16 protein-coding genes are annotated in these 16,956 nt (G+C 57.0%); 4 read left to right on the forward strand and 12 right to left on the reverse strand.

The features are described 5' to 3' along the window. Both tatC and AB7S84_RS12065 read right to left on the reverse strand, forming a co-directional pair. Nucleotides 1-584 (reverse strand): twin-arginine translocase subunit TatC (gene tatC / locus AB7S84_RS12060; RefSeq protein WP_428154704.1); only part of this gene is annotated, 584 nt, incomplete at its 3' end. 34 nt (nucleotides 585-618) lie between these two features. Continuing rightward, nucleotides 619-984, reverse strand: a complete 366-nt coding sequence (locus tag AB7S84_RS12065) for a twin-arginine translocase TatA/TatE family subunit (RefSeq protein ID WP_020877977.1) — start codon at nucleotides 982-984, stop codon at nucleotides 619-621. A 420-nt stretch (nucleotides 985-1,404) separates the two neighbouring features. Here AB7S84_RS12065 and AB7S84_RS12070 point away from each other — a divergent pair, with 420 nt between their 5' ends. Together AB7S84_RS12070 and AB7S84_RS12075 are read left to right on the forward strand one after the other, a co-directional pair. Beyond that, on the forward strand, nucleotides 1,405-1,941 hold the full coding sequence (locus AB7S84_RS12070) for a hypothetical protein (RefSeq protein WP_020877976.1): 537 nt from the start codon (nucleotides 1,405-1,407) through the stop codon (nucleotides 1,939-1,941). Between the two features lie 276 nt (nucleotides 1,942-2,217). Beyond that, nucleotides 2,218-3,954, forward strand: coding sequence for an aldehyde ferredoxin oxidoreductase family protein (locus AB7S84_RS12075; RefSeq protein ID WP_020877975.1), 1,737 nt, complete (start codon nucleotides 2,218-2,220; stop codon nucleotides 3,952-3,954). A 194-nt stretch (nucleotides 3,955-4,148) separates the two neighbouring features. On the opposite strand, the gene AB7S84_RS12080 is transcribed toward AB7S84_RS12075, so the two are convergent. From AB7S84_RS12080 to AB7S84_RS12095, 4 genes are all read right to left on the reverse strand, one after another. After that, nucleotides 4,149-5,006 (reverse strand): HesA/MoeB/ThiF family protein, encoded by an 858-nt coding sequence (locus tag AB7S84_RS12080; protein WP_428154695.1) that lies wholly within the window; start codon nucleotides 5,004-5,006, stop codon nucleotides 4,149-4,151. Between the two features lie 20 nt (nucleotides 5,007-5,026). Further along, entirely contained in the window at nucleotides 5,027-5,260 is a 234-nt protein-coding gene (locus tag AB7S84_RS12085; protein WP_020877973.1) for a MoaD/ThiS family protein, read from the reverse strand. A 9-nt stretch (nucleotides 5,261-5,269) separates the two neighbouring features. Then, a complete protein-coding gene (locus AB7S84_RS12090; RefSeq protein WP_020877972.1) occupies nucleotides 5,270-6,643 on the reverse strand; it encodes a sigma-54-dependent transcriptional regulator in 1,374 nt (457 codons plus the stop codon). Nucleotides 6,644-6,800: 157 nt separating this feature from the next. Continuing rightward, a complete protein-coding gene (locus AB7S84_RS12095; protein WP_020877971.1) occupies nucleotides 6,801-8,051 on the reverse strand; it encodes an AICARFT/IMPCHase bienzyme in 1,251 nt (416 codons plus the stop codon). A gap of 436 nt (nucleotides 8,052-8,487) precedes the next feature. Here AB7S84_RS12095 and AB7S84_RS12100 point away from each other — a divergent pair, with 436 nt between their 5' ends. Further along, nucleotides 8,488-8,895, forward strand: coding sequence for a nucleotide pyrophosphohydrolase (locus tag AB7S84_RS12100; RefSeq protein WP_020877970.1), 408 nt, complete (start codon nucleotides 8,488-8,490; stop codon nucleotides 8,893-8,895). Nucleotides 8,896-8,920: 25 nt separating this feature from the next. Further along, nucleotides 8,921-9,439: an LEA type 2 family protein gene (locus tag AB7S84_RS12105; RefSeq protein WP_040415909.1), complete on the forward strand. Its 519-nt coding sequence runs from the start codon at nucleotides 8,921-8,923 to the stop codon at nucleotides 9,437-9,439. Nucleotides 9,440-9,809: 370 nt separating this feature from the next. Here AB7S84_RS12105 and AB7S84_RS12110 read toward each other — a convergent pair whose 3' ends face one another. From AB7S84_RS12110 to AB7S84_RS12135, 6 genes are all read right to left on the reverse strand, one after another. After that, nucleotides 9,810-10,928, reverse strand: a complete 1,119-nt coding sequence (locus AB7S84_RS12110) for a Coenzyme F420 hydrogenase/dehydrogenase, beta subunit C-terminal domain (RefSeq protein WP_020877968.1) — start codon at nucleotides 10,926-10,928, stop codon at nucleotides 9,810-9,812. Between the two features lie 8 nt (nucleotides 10,929-10,936). Further along, nucleotides 10,937-11,872, reverse strand: a complete 936-nt coding sequence (locus AB7S84_RS12115; RefSeq protein ID WP_020877967.1) for a methylenetetrahydrofolate reductase — start codon at nucleotides 11,870-11,872, stop codon at nucleotides 10,937-10,939. Then, on the reverse strand, nucleotides 11,865-12,533 hold the full coding sequence (locus tag AB7S84_RS12120) for a methylenetetrahydrofolate reductase C-terminal domain-containing protein (protein ID WP_020877966.1): 669 nt from the start codon (nucleotides 12,531-12,533) through the stop codon (nucleotides 11,865-11,867). The genes AB7S84_RS12115 and AB7S84_RS12120 overlap by 8 nt, the downstream gene beginning before the upstream one ends. Further along, nucleotides 12,530-12,997 carry a hydrogenase iron-sulfur subunit gene (locus AB7S84_RS12125; RefSeq protein ID WP_249023751.1) on the reverse strand — a complete coding sequence of 156 codons (468 nt, stop codon included), beginning with the start codon at nucleotides 12,995-12,997 and terminating at the stop codon, nucleotides 12,530-12,532. Before AB7S84_RS12125 ends, AB7S84_RS12120 begins: the two co-directional genes overlap by 4 nt. A 113-nt stretch (nucleotides 12,998-13,110) precedes the next feature. Beyond that, nucleotides 13,111-16,134 carry an FAD-dependent oxidoreductase gene (locus AB7S84_RS12130; protein ID WP_020877964.1) on the reverse strand — a complete coding sequence of 1,008 codons (3,024 nt, stop codon included), beginning with the start codon at nucleotides 16,132-16,134 and terminating at the stop codon, nucleotides 13,111-13,113. Next, a partial coding sequence (locus tag AB7S84_RS12135) for a CoB--CoM heterodisulfide reductase iron-sulfur subunit B family protein (protein ID WP_428154702.1) occupies nucleotides 16,124-16,956 on the reverse strand: 833 nt, incomplete at its 5' end. The genes AB7S84_RS12130 and AB7S84_RS12135, both read right to left, overlap by 11 nt.

A 16,956-nucleotide genomic window follows, 5' to 3' on the forward strand; every position in this document is an offset into this window, starting at 1 on the left:
TACTTACGATTTTTTTTAAGGAAAACGTCGGTCACGATCCCCATGCGGGCCATGCCGGTCAAGACCAGCGGGAGTTCGAAAGCAAGGCCGAAGGCGATAAGCAGTTTGGCGGAAAAGGAGAGATACTCCTTCATCGAAGGCAACGCCTGAATTTTCTCATTGGCAAATCCGAGAAAGAACTGGAAGCCGATAGGAAAAACAAAAAAATATCCAAACAACGCCCCGCCGACGAAAAAAAAGGTGGAAAGCACGACGATGGGCAGCAGGATCTTACGTTCCTTCCGATAGAGCCCCGGTGCCACGAACATCCAGAACTGATAGATGATGACCGGGGAGGCCACCATCAGCCCTGCCAGAAACGCCACCTTGAGATAGGTGAAAAAAGCCTCGGGCAGACCCGTATAAATGAGCGTATCCCCCTCTCCCATCACTTTGACGAGCGGACGAATGAGAATTTCAAAAATCTTGTCCTTGAAGCCATAGGCAATCAGGAAACCTGCCCCGGCCGCAATGAAGGATTTGATCAAACGCTCCCGGAGTTCCTCAAGATGGGCGGTGAAGGGCATTTTCTCGTCATCCTCCAGGTCGACGCCCCGACGACGGTTGTCGGGCTCGTGATCATGCGTCATCGTTGGCCGCCTTCTCCTTCAGCGTCTCTCCGCTGGATTCGGATTCCGGCTTTTCAAGCTTCGAAGCCGGGGTTGAAGCTTCTTTCGCAACATCCGACATTTCCGTCTTCTGAACCGTTTGGGGGGCTGCGTCGACGGATGTCTTCAGGGTCTGATCCATGTCCTTGAAGGTCTTTTTCACGTCCATCACATCGGTGTCGACCTCAAGGGAGGATTTGAGTTCGGACGTCGCCCGCTTGAACTCGATCATTGCCCGTCCCAGAGATTTGGCCAGGTCCGGAAGCTTCTTGGGTCCGATCACGATAAGCGCGACGGCCAGGATCAGTAAAATCTCGGGCATTCCCATGCCGAACATATATACACCTCTCTCGAAATACCGTTATTTTTGTGGGAAACACAGTGCTAAGGCGGTTATTTGTACTGATTTTGGCAGGGGGTGTCAAGGGGAAGGAAAAGTTCTTTGCGGGACGATCCGGTTGTCTTCATCGACCCTCTGAAACGTGATGTTCATTAATGACCCAATCTTTGCCCCCCAAAAAGTCATATTGACCCGATCTTGCATGTTTTCCCCTGATAAAAATCTTCTCCTTGACTTTTATTTTCCAGTCCCCCACATCCATGTTGACGTTTTTCCCGGAGATCGTCATATTTTTCTTGCTCAACTTTCGGCTTTCGTAGAGATAGGGGCTGAACACCGAAAGTTGGATTTCCTATAGCTGCGCCGTCGTCTTGAAAGCCCATGTCGGCCGGCGTCAAAAGTATCGGAGGACTTACGATGGCATCATCCATACCCAGAATTCAAGTACCCCCTGAGGCATGGCAGGACCTGACCATTCTCTTCCAAAAGGGAATCCGGGTGGATATCGAAACCGGTTGCACGGTCAGATCACTTCTCCTGGATCAGTGGCACTTACCCCCCGAAGTGGTGACGGAAAGAATCAGCACCCTGTTTCTCAACGGCAAACCGGTGGACGACATGGACGAGGCCCGTGTCAGGGACGGCGCGATCCTCGCCCTTTCCTCGGCCATGCCCGGACTCGTAGGCGCCGTCATGCGGCGTGGAGGGTTCTATGCCGCTCTTCGCAGCGGGATCACCTATCACGAAACGACGGCGAATGTGGACGTTCGCAACGGTTCGATCACGGTCAAACTCTTCAACATGCTTATCGGAGAACTCGGTCCTCTTTTTCTCCAGCGAGGCTTCCGTGTCTCCCGACAGGACCTGCCGGACAGCATTCCATCCGGATCCGAAGACGTCGATGAACCCAACAGCGAGGTCTTCATTATCGCATCGCCCCCTTCCTCCTGTTAGGTCACTTTCACTGCCCTGCTTCGCAGGCCTCGTCCCCTGTCGACAGCATTCGCCTACCATATTGGCAGGTATCTTGCATTTCCTGACAAACAACGGGTTTCGCGGGGAAGGGCTATTTATATTGACATGCAGTAAATACCTAAATATAATAAAAATATATAGTTATAATAAGTTAATATATATAACTCCATTCCTATCAGATTTAGAAACTTCCTGAACATAGTCTATTCAAACCGATATTAACCGAAACGAACACGTGAAGGAGGATGTAACCCTATGGACAAAATTCTACGTATCGATGTAGGCGCGGAAGGCGGCCCCAAGGTCACGGTAACCGAACTCGGTGCATATGCCGGGATGGGCGGAAGGGCCATGACTTCCATGGTCGTCGGCAGCGAAGTTCCTCCGGACTGTCACCCCCTGGGTCCCGAAAACAAACTCGTCATCGCCCCCGGGTTGATGAGCGGTTCCGCAGCATCGACCTCCGGACGGATTTCGGTCGGCTGCAAGAGTCCGCTGACCGGCGGCATCAAGGAGTCCAACGCGGGCGGACAGGCCGGTCAGGTGATGGCTCGGCTGGGATATGCGGCCATTATCATCGAAGGCGAGCCCAAAACCGACAATCTCTACAAGGTCTTCATCAACAAGGACACGGTGGAAATCACTCCGGCCGGTGAATTTAAAATGACGACCAACTACGATCTGGCCGAGAAGATGAAAGCCCTGCACGGCGACAAGGTCGCTATGATCTCCATCGGACCCGCCGGCGAAATGAAGCTCTGCGCCGCTTCCATCGCCGTCACCGATCGGGAGTTCCGGCCCTCGCGCCATGCCGGCCGCGGCGGTGTCGGCGCAGTCATGGGTGCCAAGGGGATCAAGGTCATCATCCTCGACGACGCGGGGTGCGGCATGCGTAAACCCCGGGATCCGGAGCGATTCAAGGCGGCCAACAAGTCCTTCGTGGAGGGATTGCGAAAGCACGCCGTCACCGGAGAGGGTCTGCCGGCTTACGGTACCAACGTACTGACCAATGTCATCAACGAAGCCGGAGCCTATCCGACCTATAATTTCCAAAAAGGCCAGTACGCGGATGCCGCCAAGATCAGCGGCGAGGCTCAGGCCGAACTGGAGCAGAAACGCGGCGGCAACCCTACCCATGGGTGTCATGTGGGGTGCGCCATCCGGTGCTCCGGCATCTTCGTAGACAAAGACGGCAACTACATCACCAAACAACCTGAATATGAGACGGTTTGGGCCCACGGCGGCAACTGCGGCATCTGCGACCTGGACGCCATTGCCAAACTCGACTTTATGGATGACAATATCGGTCTGGACACCATCGAGATGGGGGTGACCATCGGCGTGGCCATGGAAGCCGGACTCCTCAAGTTCGGAGACGCCGAAGGCGCCGAAAGGCTGATAGAGGAGGTGGGCAAGGGCACGCCTTTAGGCCGAATTCTCGGGAACGGCGCAGCTTTTACCGCCAAAGCCTTCGGGATCGAACGTGCGCCGGTGGTCAAAAATCAAGCCATGCCGGCCTATGATCCCAGGGCCATCAAAGGGATCGGCGTGACTTACGCCACCACGCCCATGGGGGCCGATCACACCGCCGGATACGCCATCGCCACCAATATCCTCAAGGTCGGCGGCGACGTCGATCCCTTGAGCAACGAAGGTCAGATCGAACTGTCCCGAAACCTTCAGATCGCCACAGCCGCGCTGGACGCCACCGGCTATTGCCTGTTTATCGCCTTTGCCATTCTCGACCAGCAGGAGACCTTCAACGCCATGGTCGATACCATCAACGGCATGTACAACCTGAACATGACCGGCGACGACGTAGTGGCTCTGGGCAAGAAGATCCTTTCCATGGAACGGGAATTCAATCGAAAGGCCGGTTTTACGAAAGAGGACGATCGCCTGCCGCGTTTCATGAAGCGAGAACCTGTCGGCCCCCACAACGTCACCTTCGACATAACGGATGAAGCGCTCGACACGGTCTTCAACTGGTAATCGCTCTTCAGGCGACGCTGCATAACGGCGGGGAGGGGCTTGTTCAGTTCCACCCCGCTTTTTTTTGGGACGCCCGGCAGGTCGCAATCAACTTGCAGTGCAAGTCTGTTTCCGGCCCGGCACGGGGAAGAGCGCGTCGAACGGCAGGGGTGTCCCCTGAGCCTCGAAACCGATATGTTGTCGGTTCAGCATGATCACGCCAGTTCAAGAAGTTCAAAGGTATAGTCTGTAAGATCCATAACCAGTAATCGGTTTCGGAGGGTTTCGGAATTTCCCAGGAGAAGTTTGAAGACCTCGGCGCATTCCAGGGCGGAAAGGATGGTAATGGCATGGGGAAGACACCCCAGGGAGCGCTCGACCCCCTTTTCGTCGACGCTGTCCCGATCCCCATAAATGCGCGAAAGCCCTTCATCCTCAGGCAGAATGGTCGTGACATGCCCGGCCACCCCGGCGATGGCGGCTGACACCATGGGGATCCCCAAATCCTTTGCCGCGGATTCCAGAACGAAGCGATATTTGAGGGTATCCAGGCAATCCACCACCACGTCGGCGCCCCGAACCAGGTCGACCGCCCTTTCCTCATCGAGAAACACCGGGTGGGCGGATACCGCGACGGAAGGATTGACCGCTGCAATCCGAAGACGGGCCGCCTCAGCCTTGGATAAACCAATGTTCGCAACGGTGCTGTAAAATTGACGATTGAGGTTCGACTCGTCGAACCGATCCGCATCGATGAGTCCGAGGGTGCCGATACCCCCTCGGGCCAGGATCTCCGTTACGGTGCCCCCAAGACCGCCCAACCCCACCACCGTAACCGCAGCCCCCAGAAGTCGGGCCTGATCTTTCGAGGAAAACGTCTTCATATTGCGGATGTAACGCTCCGGCCACACCCGGTTTTCGAGGGCGGTGCGCTCCACCGTCCAGCCGGCGCTCCGGAATTCACGAGCGATTTCGGCCACCGCACCCGTACCGATGCCGTCGTAGGGCGTACCGTCGGGAAGGTTCCCCCTGCGGGCCGACCGTCGGATAGCCGCCGCCATCCCCTTGGTCATATCATCCTTTACGCAATCCATCATCCTCCCCCCACCGGCGGAAAGATCCCGAGTCGATCACCGTCATCGAGCACAGATGTCAGAAGGGCCTTCCTGTTGTTGACGAAAATGAGTCTGGCCTCGTCTTCCTTTATCTTGAGCCGCTCGACAATATCCCGGACAGTGGTGCCCTGCGTAATGGGATATCGATCGGCGTCCTCCGGCATGCGTTTGGACAGGGTGGCAAAAAGTCTCAGAGATATGGTATCCGTCATGGATGCACCTCAATTGAAGGACGGCGCGTTTTCATTTTCCGTTTCATAGCTTTTGAGCTTTCGGTAGAGGGTTTTCCGACCGATGCCGAGGATCTCGGAAGCCTTGGCCCGGTTGCCGCCCACAAACCGCATCACTCGCTGAATGTGATTTTTCTCCATGTCCGCCAGGCTGAAAAAGGGCGTATCCTTGGACGGTGTGTCGCGGATCGCCTCGACCAGTTCCCGGGGAAGCCCCCGTTCCGTTATCCACCCCTCTTCCGCCAGAATGATGCCCCGCTCGATCACGTTCTGGAGTTCCCGAATGTTGCCGGGCCAGTCGTAGACCATGAGGCACTGCATGGCCTTTTTGGACACTTGACACGGCGGGGTTGCGACGCTCAGTTTCCGGCGGAAATGTTCAACCAAAAGCGGTATGTCTTCCTTTCTCTCCCGCAACGGCGCCAGTTCAATGTTGAATACATTGATCCGGTGGTACAGGGCCTGACTGAAACGACCGGCTTCCACCTCATCGGTCAGGTTCCGATTGGTGGCGAAGATGAAACGAATGTCCACGCGGCGTTCATTCTGCCCCCCCACCCGCCGAAAGGTCTGACTCTCAAGCACCCGCAAAAGGGATGCCTGGACGTCCATGGGAAGTTCCCCGATTTCGTCCAGGAAGAGGGTCCCCTTGTGGGCCAGCGCCAGAAGGCCGTCCCGTGATTCCGCCGCTCCGGTAAAGGCACCTTTCCGGTGCCCGAAAAGCTCACTGAGTATCAATTCCTTCTGAAGCGTGCCGCAATTTTTGGTGATCAGCGGATAGCCCGATCGCCGGCTCAGGTGATGGATGTTCCGGGAGACGACGTTTTTTCCGGTGCCGCTTTCACCAGTGATGAGCACCGGCACCTGCGTCGGCGCGACTTTTTGCACCAGAAACCGCACATGGTCGAGGGTCGGCGAATTGCCGATAAGGGTGTGGGGCGGGGATTCTCCCTGTTTGTGACGGAGAAGACGGTTCTCCCGCGTAAGGCAGGCCCGCTGATAGGCCTTTTCGACGACCAACTCCAATCGGTCGAGGTTGAAAGGTTTGGTGATATAATCATAGGCGCTTCGTTTCATCGCCTCCACCGCGCTGTCGATATCCCCGAACCCGGTGACCAGGATGATTTCCGCGCCCATGGAGACTTTTCGGAAACGCTCCAGCAACTCCAGGCCGTTGCCGTCGGGCAGTTGAATATCGAGAATAATGACATCAAACGGTTTCCTTCGGACCAGCGCAAGGGCGTCCCTGGCCGTCCCCGCCGTTATCACGTGATGTCGTGTGGGCGACAGCTCCTTTTCGAGGAGCCGCCGGATGGAATGTTCGTCATCGACGACAAGAAGCTGTATGGGTTCCAATCGTTGCATATCAACCCGCTGGTCTCATGAATTCATTCGCTGAACTCAACTCGACTTTCGTGATGGTAATCTGATTTACTATAAGACATTTTCATTGTTGAGACAAATATCCCGCCCCGGCAGGACGGGATCCATCCGACCCCGTGAGCGACGATCGTTGCGGAAATCAGTGTTTGAAGCTTCTCTGACCGGTGTAAACCATGGTGACCCCCGCCGCATTGCACGCCTCGATCGACTGATAGTCGTTGGACGAGCCGCCGGGCTGTATCACGGCCGTCACCCCTTCCTGAATACCGACATCGATGCCGTCACGGAAAGGGAAAAAAGCATCGCTTACCATGGCGGCACCCGTCAACCCCCCTCGCTCCTCGGCGACCCGTGCGTCGATCGCTGCCCTTCGGTCAGGATCCGTAAGCTCCTTATAGGGGATGCCATGCGCCTCGAAACAGTATCGGTCCGCCAACTTCCGGTAGGCCTTGTCTCGCGCGATCTCGGCCACACCCACGCGATCCTGCTCCCCGGTGCCGATGCCGACTGTAACCAGATCCTTGACATAAATCACGGAATTGGAGGTGATGCCCGATTCCACCAACCATCCAAACAGCATGTCTTCATACTCCCGGGAGGTCGGCTCCCGACGGACCCGGTAGGTCTTTCCCTGATACTCGCACTCGGCAAGTTTCAGGTCTGTCGGAGTTCTCGCTGTGGGAACAAACGACCACTGGACAATATGGCCTCCGTCAATGAGGCTTTTGAATTCCACGAAACGCTTGCCGATGAAATTTTTGAGACGAGCGATGTTACCGATTCGGATGACCCGCAGGTTTTTCCGGCGTCCCAGAATATCGAGAACGCCTTCTTCAAAATCGGGGGCAACCACCACTTCGGCATACTGGTCCGAGACCGCCTCCGCGGTGGTCTTATCCACTGAACGATTGAGCGCAATACAGCCGCCGAAAGCGGCTACCCGGTCGGCCATGTAAGCCCTGTGATAGGCGTTCGAAAGGGTATCCGCCCGAGCTGCCCCACAGGGGTTGTTATGCTTGACGATCACCGCTGTCGGCTTGTCGTCGAAGTATCGGAGAATGTTCAGAGCGTTGTCCGTGTCGGTCAGGTTGGTCTTCCCCGGATGCTTCCCCGACTGGAGCAGTTCGATGTCCGAAGCCAGGTATTGCCCGGGGAGGAGGGTCTCGATATCCCCCAGCATCAGATTGCCGTTGACCAATCGATAGAGCGCCGCCTCCTGTCCGGGGTTTTCACCGTACCGCAACCCCTTCTGGACACCATCGATGGCCCACGTGACCTTCTCGTAGAACAAAGTCTGCCGTTCGGTCCCTTCTATAAAACTGATCTCCATCTCCGGTGGGAAATGATCCTCATTGATGGTCTGGTACATTTTTTTAAGATTTTCTGTCATACGTGACTCCTTCCATGACGGCCTCGGGATGGTGAAAGACATCGTCGCACGGCTTTCCGGCCAACCGCGCAAAAAGATTTTCGATTTTGTAACAGACCGCCCTGTTGCGGTCAAGTCGGAGATCCCCCGCTATAGGTTTTTCAAACGACGGGGCCGGCATCACCCGACACACGGTCGGGCGAATCCGTATAGTGGGACAACACCGCGTCGGGACGACCGGAAACAAGCCATCGCTTTGCTTTTCCTTTTGGGAAAACTGTGATATTTATAAAAACAGGTACTGTTACCATGTATCCATCCTCGAATTGAGTAGAATCTGTCGCGCGGCGGATTGACGGAACGCAGCTCTCGACTTTCATGATGGTGACCGGATAGCAGGGCCGGAAGGATACGGCCTGTGACAGCCGAAAGTTGAGGACGGAATAAAAGGAGAATCATGACGACGGCGTTGAGCATCACGTCATATCAGAAAATGGTGGATGAATGGGTGCGCACCATCGGAGTGCGCTATTTTTCGGAGCTCACCAACCTGGCCCAGTTGGTGGAAGAGGTCGGAGAAGTCGCTCGGATCATGTCCCGCGTCTTCGGAGACCAGAGTTTCAAAAGATCCGCTGATGACGTGGCGCGTTCAGGCGAGCCTTTCGACGGTCCGTTCCCGGATCCCAAGGATACGCTGGCCGATGAACTGGCCGATGTGATGTTTGTGCTCGTATGCATTGCCAACCAGACCGGCGTCGACCTGACGGACGCCCTTTGCAAAAACCTTGAAAAGAAGACCCGTCGCGATGAAAACAGACACCGGAACAACCCGAAACTTCGCAAATCATTCACCTCGGATTTATAAGGCGTTGAAAATACCGCCTTCATCAATGATTGTCAGGCGTTGGGAACCGCTTCAGCGGCGCCGGGCAGCCGGGGCTCCGTTTGCGGCCGCTCTCGCTTTCCTGCTCCTCCTGGGATGCGCGGCTCCGGGCAAAAGACTCGAAGCACCCTACATCTCTCTCACCCGGATAGAGGTCGATAGCACCACCGTATTCGAGACGGTCATGACGGTAACTCTCCGCCTCCTTAACACCAACGACGTTCCCCTCACGCTGAAAGGCGCGGACGTAAGGCTTACGGTCGACGGCAAAGACGTCGCCCATGGCGTCTCTCGCATGGAAACAACCCTTCCGGCCTATGACACCGCCCTCGTTCCCATGACGCTCTATTCATCCATGATCGACCTGGCCCAGGGACTTTTGAAGATAAGGGATCAAGAGCCGTTGAAATACGGTATTCGCGGGAATGTCCGCATCGAGGGAGGATTTTTGATGCCGTCGACCCTCCCCTTCTCCCACACGGGCGAACTTTCTCTCGACGGAATTCACACACGAAAACAGAGGTAGACCTATCCCTCGACCGGGGCGTAGCAGCAGCGCTTCGGTGAAGTCATCTTCCCCGCTTTTCTCAACTTTGCATTCACCTTGGATGCCGCCTGGGTTTCCATGCCGACCATGGCCGCGACATCCCCCCCGGCCGCACCGGTTTCCCGGCGTCCCGTATGGCTTTCAGCACGTTTTCTTCCATTAAACGGACGGTCGCGTTACATCTCTTTCTAAATCAGTTTCGGAGAAAACGATAATCATCCGTCGCTCCGGGGCAGGTACCGGGAGATAAAAGGAAAAAAATATTCCTGAGCGGTAGAAAACGGGCTGCGAACCCTGAAACGCTGGGAGGGGATCGCAGCCCGGGGAGGGCGGCGGCGAGACGCGCGGTTCAGCCGCGTCCGCCCCGCTGGGCGAGAAGCAGGGCGTCATGCATCCGCTGGGAGTATTCTTTCTTTTTCCTCGATTTTTCCCAAACCTTGTCCTGGATCTCGGCGGTCATATCGGGACGGCTGGAGACGCCGTAGACCTCCAGCGTGCTGTTTTTGGCATCGGCTATGATGGCACGTCCAACGGGCGAACGGGTGATCACGGTAGTCCAGCCTTCCAACGAACCGATTCCGCCAAAGGAGACGTCGGCATACTCGGAGGCGTAATCCGGACAGAATCGGCAGGCGTACCGTTTCATGAAATCGATCTTCTCAAGAGGCAGCGTTTTAAGGGCGCCCGAGGTCAGATGAATCATCAACTCATCCTTGATGTTGATTTTCCGGACATCGTTCCAGGAGATTCCGGCGATACCCTCGAGCCTCCGCCGCTCTTCCTCGTCGAATATGAAATTTCCCGAACAGAAGAGGCCCAGGGTATATCGGATACTGTCGGACGGCACGATACTCATGGCCTCCATCTTTCGAAGGGTTTTGATCTGACAGGGCGTACCCACCAGCGCGACCCGCCTGAGTCCCTTCTGCATCATGGGCCGGAACTCCTGAACCGATGGGGAATAGGTGGAATAGTCATGTCCGAAGTGCTTGACGCCGTGAGAGCTGTCGAAATAGAACCCCGCCGAGTCGATAATCTCCTGGCGGGTGGCGGCCAGCATGGGATCCCGCTCGAAGGGCCCCATCTGCCGGGTCACAATGGCGCCGTCGATATGTCCCCGATCAAACAGATGGACGAGAAGCGCCGTAACCACGCCCCCGTCCGTGGCTTTGGCCCGTATCGCCGGATCGGCGGCTCTTGCCGTCAGGGTCTCGATGATATGGCCCATGGGCGGCGTCCAACCGGCCACTTTTTTGGTTTCCTCCTGATATTCATCGATTTCAGGACATATCGAATAGCAAAGGCCGCACTCGATGCATTTTTCGCGGTCCGCGTACTGCGGTGATCCGTCGTCACCGAGCTTCAGTGCGCCGTAGTTGATCGACGTGCAGAAGGTCACACATCCCCCGCAACGGTGACAAAGGCCGGGCTTCTGGACTTCGTCTATCAAGTCATTAAAGGTTTTCATGGTCCCTCCTACACTTCCGGCCGGGGGTACAATCCTGCCGCTTCCACGATCTCAGGCACCTTCTCTTCCCACTCGATGGCCATGATGTGGAAGCCGGCAACGCCTTTGACTTCCTTGAGACGCTGAATCTGCTCGATGCAGATCTTGATGCCCTCCTCAGCCTGCTTTTCCTTGGGCGTATCGGCCAGCCGCTTGACGATCGCATCGGGAACATCCATTCCCGGCACTCGATTCTTCATGTAACGGGCCATGCCGACGGATTTCATGGGCGTCAGCCCCGCCATGATATACACCTTCTCGTGAAGCCCTCGATCCACAATCTGCTTCATCCAGTCTTCGAACTTCTCCATGTTGTAAATGCATTGGGTCTGGATAAACTCGGCCCCGGCAGCCACCTTTTTGGCGAGGCGCGAAACCCGGATTTCGTAAGGATCGGCAAAAGGATTGGCCGCGGCGCCCACAAACATCTTCGGAGGACGCTTGATCTCGTCTCCACCGAGGAACTTGCCCTCGTCCCGCATCAGTCGAACGGTCTGGAGCAACTGCATGGAATCCAGATCATGAACGTTCTGCCCCTTGGCGTGATCGCCGAAACTCTGATGATCCCCGGAAAGGCAGAGAATGTTGTTGATATCCCAGGACGCAGCCCCCAGGATATCGCTCTGGAGGGCGATGCGGTTTCGGTCCCGGGTCACCATCTGCAGCACCGGCTCCACCCCCAGGGTCTTGAGGCGGATACAGGCCGCCAGCGAGCACATTCGGCAGACGGAGGTCTGGTTATCCGTGATATTTACGGCGTCGACATGGTTCCGGATCAGAGCCGCCTTTTCACTGATCGCTTCAGGGTCGCTTCCGCGGGGCGGGCCGCACTCGGAGGTGACGCCGAAATGACCTGCGGCGAGAATCTTTTCCAGTTTACTTGGGGTCCGGCTTTCTTTACTCATCGATCAGATCCTCCCTCACCAGTTTTCGGGGTCCGCCGGCCCTGTCGGTGGACCAGTCCTTAATGGGGGCCAGGGCCTCGTAGTCCGCCATGCGACCCAGCAGCTTCAGGCGATCTATGATGAGCTGCCAGGCACAGTCCACATCCTTGCTGATTTCGCACTTCCCTTTGGTGGACCCCCCGCAGGGTCCGTTCAGTATGCGCTTGGCACACCGGGCGATGGGACAGATGCCCCCGGTCCTCCCGAGGATACACGCACCGCAGGCCTGGCACCGCTCGGTATAGACGCCTAGTCGCTCCACAGCTCCCAGGAATGTCGTGTTCAAGCCGGGATAGATGGGCTTTGGATATTTCTCAGCCATGAACTGGACGCCGATACCGCAGGCGGTGCTCAATACGGCTTCGGTAGCCTGGATCCGGCTCTCGGCTTTTTCGAAAAATTCATGTTCACACTGGCGTTCGATGCCGGAATCGGTGATCTCGATGTCGACATTTTCCTGAACGGCCTTCATCCGCAGCATGGACGCCAGGATCTCCGCCTCCTTGTTGCCGCCCTGCTGGCAGACCGCCACACAGGTGTTGCAGCCAAAGACCAGGACCTTCTTGTGGCCCTTGATCATGTCCCAAATTTCTTCCAGGGGTTTTTGTTCTCCGACGATCATCCTGCCTTACTCCTTTCCTTAGCTTCCCTAAGAGCAAACCAGATGGGAGACGGACCAAGCGCTCTGATCTTCTCTGTGAATTCGGTGCAGATCTCCGCCCATCTCGGTCCCATGGCCGCAGAGAGATTGTACATCTCAAGCCTGTCCGGATCGATGCCGACCTGGGACAGCAATTTTTTGAGATGATGGACTCGTTTCTTCGCGTTGAGATTTCCTTCCAGGAAATGACATTGTCCTTCCAGTCACCCGGCCACGAACAGGCCGTCCACGCCGCGCTCAAAAGCACGGAGCACATAACTGTGGTCCAGTTTGCCGGTGCAGGGCAGGCGGATGATCATGACATTGGGAGAATAGGATAATCGCATGACACCCGCCAGGTCGGCTGCCGCGAATGCGCAGTAATGGCAGGCGATGGCAAGAATCCTGGGCTCCCATCCAGGAGGCGCCTCCCGGGGTGCCTCCAAAGGGACGGCCGTCTCCCGCACTGTCGTTTGTGGTAGTCCGGTCATGGTATGTTTTCCTTTTTTTGTTCGGTGATCCCGATGGCTCCCTTCACAGTGCGCTGCAGAGTGCCGTCCTATTCCATCTCCGTGGCCGCGTCGATCATGGCGATGATCTGATCGTCCCGGAAGCTGTTGACCTGGAACGCCTTGGCCGGACAGACGCCGGCACAGATGCCGCACCCGGTGCAGATCACCTCGTTGTGGCTGATCTTCCCGTCCTCATCGATAAACGGCGAGCCGAAGGGGCAGAGCCGCAGGCAGGCCAGGCAGGACATGCAAATATCCCGGTTGTGTTTGGAAATAATCCCCGACACGCTCAGACGGTCGTGGGAAAGCACGACGCCTGCCCGGCCGGCGGCAGCCAGTGCCTGACTCAAGGTTTCATCCAGGTTCTTGGGGGCGTGGGCCAGCCCCGCCACGTAAATGCCTTCGCTGGGAAAGTCCACAGGCCGAAGTTTTACGTGGGCCTCAAGAAAATACCCGTCCGGATTGACCGTCAGCTTGTACTGGCGGCCGATCTTCTCGGTCAGCGGATGGGGCCGCAGTCCTGTAGAGAGGACTACCCAATCCGGTGAAAAGCCCACCTCGCGATTGAGAACATAATCATAGGCCGTGACCCGCAGCCTGTCTCCTGATACGGTTACGTCGGGTTTTCGGTCCGGTTCGAAACGAACGAACAGCACCCCCAACGCCCTCGCCCGCTGGTAGTAATCCTCCCGCAGACCGTAAGTCCGTATATCCCGGTATAGAATTGTCACCTGAGCCGTCGGGGAGGCTTCCTTGATGGCGATGGCATTCTTGACGGCATCCTGGCAACAGATCCGGGAGCAGTAGTTGTGGGGTTCCTCGCGGGAGCCGACACACTGGATCATGAGAAAATGCCGGTCTCCCGGATCCATCCCCTGGGCAATCCGCTTCTCCAGATCCCGTTGGGTGATGATCCTGTCACTCTCTCCGTAGCCGTATTCCCGGGGTGTGTATTCCACACCTCCGGTGGCCACGACGATAACGCCATGCTCGAAGACATCTCCGTTGGTGAGGGTGGTCTTGAAATTGCCGATATACCCGCCGGTGCCGTCAACCTCCGCCCCGGTGTGAACGTTGATTCTGGGGTGGGCCTTCACCTGATCGATCCGAGCCTTCACGAATGACTGTACGTCGGCGCCGTCCAAGGTCCGGTAAACGCCTGCGGCCAGACCGCCCAGACGCTCCTCTTTTTCAACGACATGGACATCAAACCCCTGATCTCCCAGGGCCAGCGCCGTCGTCATGCCGGCCAGGCCGCCGCCGATGACCATGGCACCGGGAATCACCGGCACCGACTCCGTCTGTACCGGTTGGAGCTTCCTGGCTTTGGCAATGTTCATTTTGACAATCCGGGAAGCCTTTTGGGTGGCGACATCCTTCTGGCCCATGTGGCACCAGGAACACTGCTCCCGGATGTCCGCCAGTTCGAAAAGATATTTGTTGAGTCCGGCATCCCGAATGGTGTCTTGGAAAAGCGGCGCATGGGTCCGGGGCGTACAGGAGGCCACGATGACCCGGTTGAGCTTCTTTTCCCGGATGACATCCTTGATCCGCTCCTGACCGTCGGGGGCACAGGCGTACATGAGATCGTCCGAATAGACGACCTCCGGCAGCCCCCGCATCTCTTCGGCCACCTTTTTAACATCCACGGTCTGGGCGATATTGATGCCGCAGTGACAGACAAACACCCCCACCCGGGCCTCCTGGCCGGTGATGTCGGTTTCGGGCGGCAGTTCAGGAGCCACGATCTCGGTCCCCCGGGCTTCGCCCAGAAGGGCCATGGCCCGTCCGGCAACGGCGCTGCCCTGGGCCACCGTCTCGGGGATATCCTTGGGCCCCTGGAAGGTGCCCGTGACGTAAACTCCCTCCCGGCTGGTCTCCACCGGTGCCAGGGTAGCGGTTTTGGCAAATCGATGCACATTGGCGTCGATGCCAAAGGTCTTGGCGAAGGCCAGAGCGTCACGGTGAGGCTCAAAACCAATGGAGAGGACCACCATATCGAACATTTCGTCCACCATGGTTCCATCGATTGCCGCATACCGGAGCAGCAGGTTCCCGGTGCCGGGCTCCTCCTTGATGTCGGAAATCATGGTTCGCCGGTAGACGACGCCGTATTGGTTTCTGGCACGATCGACATATTTGTCGAAGTCCTTGCCGAAAGCACGCATCTCCATGTAGAAGATCGTCGGCTGAATGCTGCCGTCGTGCTCCTTGGCGATGACCGCCTGCTTGGTGGCGTACATGCAGCAAACCGAAGAACACCAGGGATTGGCGTTCCGCGGGTCTCTGGATCCCACGCACTGGATCCAGGCGACCTTCTTGGGGTGTCGCTCGTCCGAAGGGCGCTTCACCTCTCCCATGAAGGGGCCGGAGGCGGAGAGAATTCGCTCGAACTGGATGGAGGTCACCACATTGGGCCAACGGCCGAAACCGAGTTCTCCGCGGACCTTCGGATCGTATCGATCCAGCCCCGGACTCAGGATGATGGCGCCCACCTGGAGATCGTAGACCTTCTCCGTATCCTCGAAGTTGATGGCGTCCGTCTCACAGAATTTGGTACAGGCCCTGCACTTCCCCTTGGTCAGATAAATGCAGTTGTCTTTGTCGATGACCCGGGTATGGGGGACCGCCTGGGGCAGGATCGTATAGATGGCCTTACGCTTGCTGAGACCCTGTTCAAAAGTATTCACCACCAGCTTAGGACATTTCTTCTCACAGGCACCGCACCCGGTACAGCGCTCCGGGATCACGAACCGCGGCTGCTCCCGGACGGTTACGGTGAAGTCGCCCGGGAGACCTGAAACCGCCTCGACATTCGAGAGGGTGTGAATTTCGATGTTGGGATGCCGCCCCACCTCCACCATCTTGGGCGAAATCATGCACATGGAGCAGTCACCCGTGGGAAAGGTCTTGTCCAGCATCGCCATTGTTCCGCCAATGGAGGATTCCCGCTGAATCATATGGACCTTAAACCCGCTGTCCGCAAGATCGAGAGCGGCCTGCATGCCGCCGATCCCGCCGCCCGCGATCAGAACCGAGCCGCGTTTGATGTGTTGTCGACTATCGTTCATCTCCCTCCAGCTCCTTTAAAAGTGTGGTCCCGTCTATAAAATGTCGATCCACCTGAAGCGCCTCCGGGGATATTCCCATCGCCGCGCCGACAACCTCTGTGATAAAAAAGACCGGAAGTCGCTCTTCGATACCGCTCCTTCGGCAGAACGCATCCTGATGGGCGTCCAGGTTCAACTGACACATGGGACAGGTCGCCACGAAGCAGTTGGCTCCCCTGAGAAGCGCATCTTTCATGATTTTCCCCATCAGATTCAGGGACGTTTCGGGATCGTTGACGGCAGCCGACGCACCGCAGCAAAAGGTTTTGTGACTCCAGTCGATGGCTTTGACACCCAGTGCGCCCAGCACCGTTTCCATGCCCTGAGGATTTTCCACATCGTCGGGAACCGGCACCGTGAAGGGAAAACGGGTCTGCATACAACCATAGTAGCATACGGGCTTGAGCCGTCTGAACTTTCTCTTGAGCTTGGGCTCGAGGGCGCCCGCCGCGATTCGACCAAGCAGCACCTCTAGAATGGAAGAGATCTTCAAGCCGCCGTTCATTTTTTTGGCGAAAGCACCATTGATCTCCGCCTTCAGCCGGGCGTCGCCTTCAAGCCGCTGCTGTGCCACGAGAGTCCTGGAGTAGCAGGCGGAACAGGGGATTACGATCTCCCGGTATCCGGCAGCCTCTGCAATGCCGATGTTTCGAGCCGGCATGGCCACGGCCAGAAAATCATCCACCTTTCCGGCGGATGTGGCGCCGCAGCAGTTCCAGTCCTCGATTTCCTTCAGCTCAACCCCCAATTCGGAAAAAATCCGGCGGCTCTGGATATCGTACA

This window comes from Desulfococcus sp. (assembly GCF_050178255.1).
Lineage (GTDB): Bacteria > Desulfobacterota > Desulfobacteria > Desulfobacterales > Desulfococcaceae > Desulfococcus > Desulfococcus multivorans.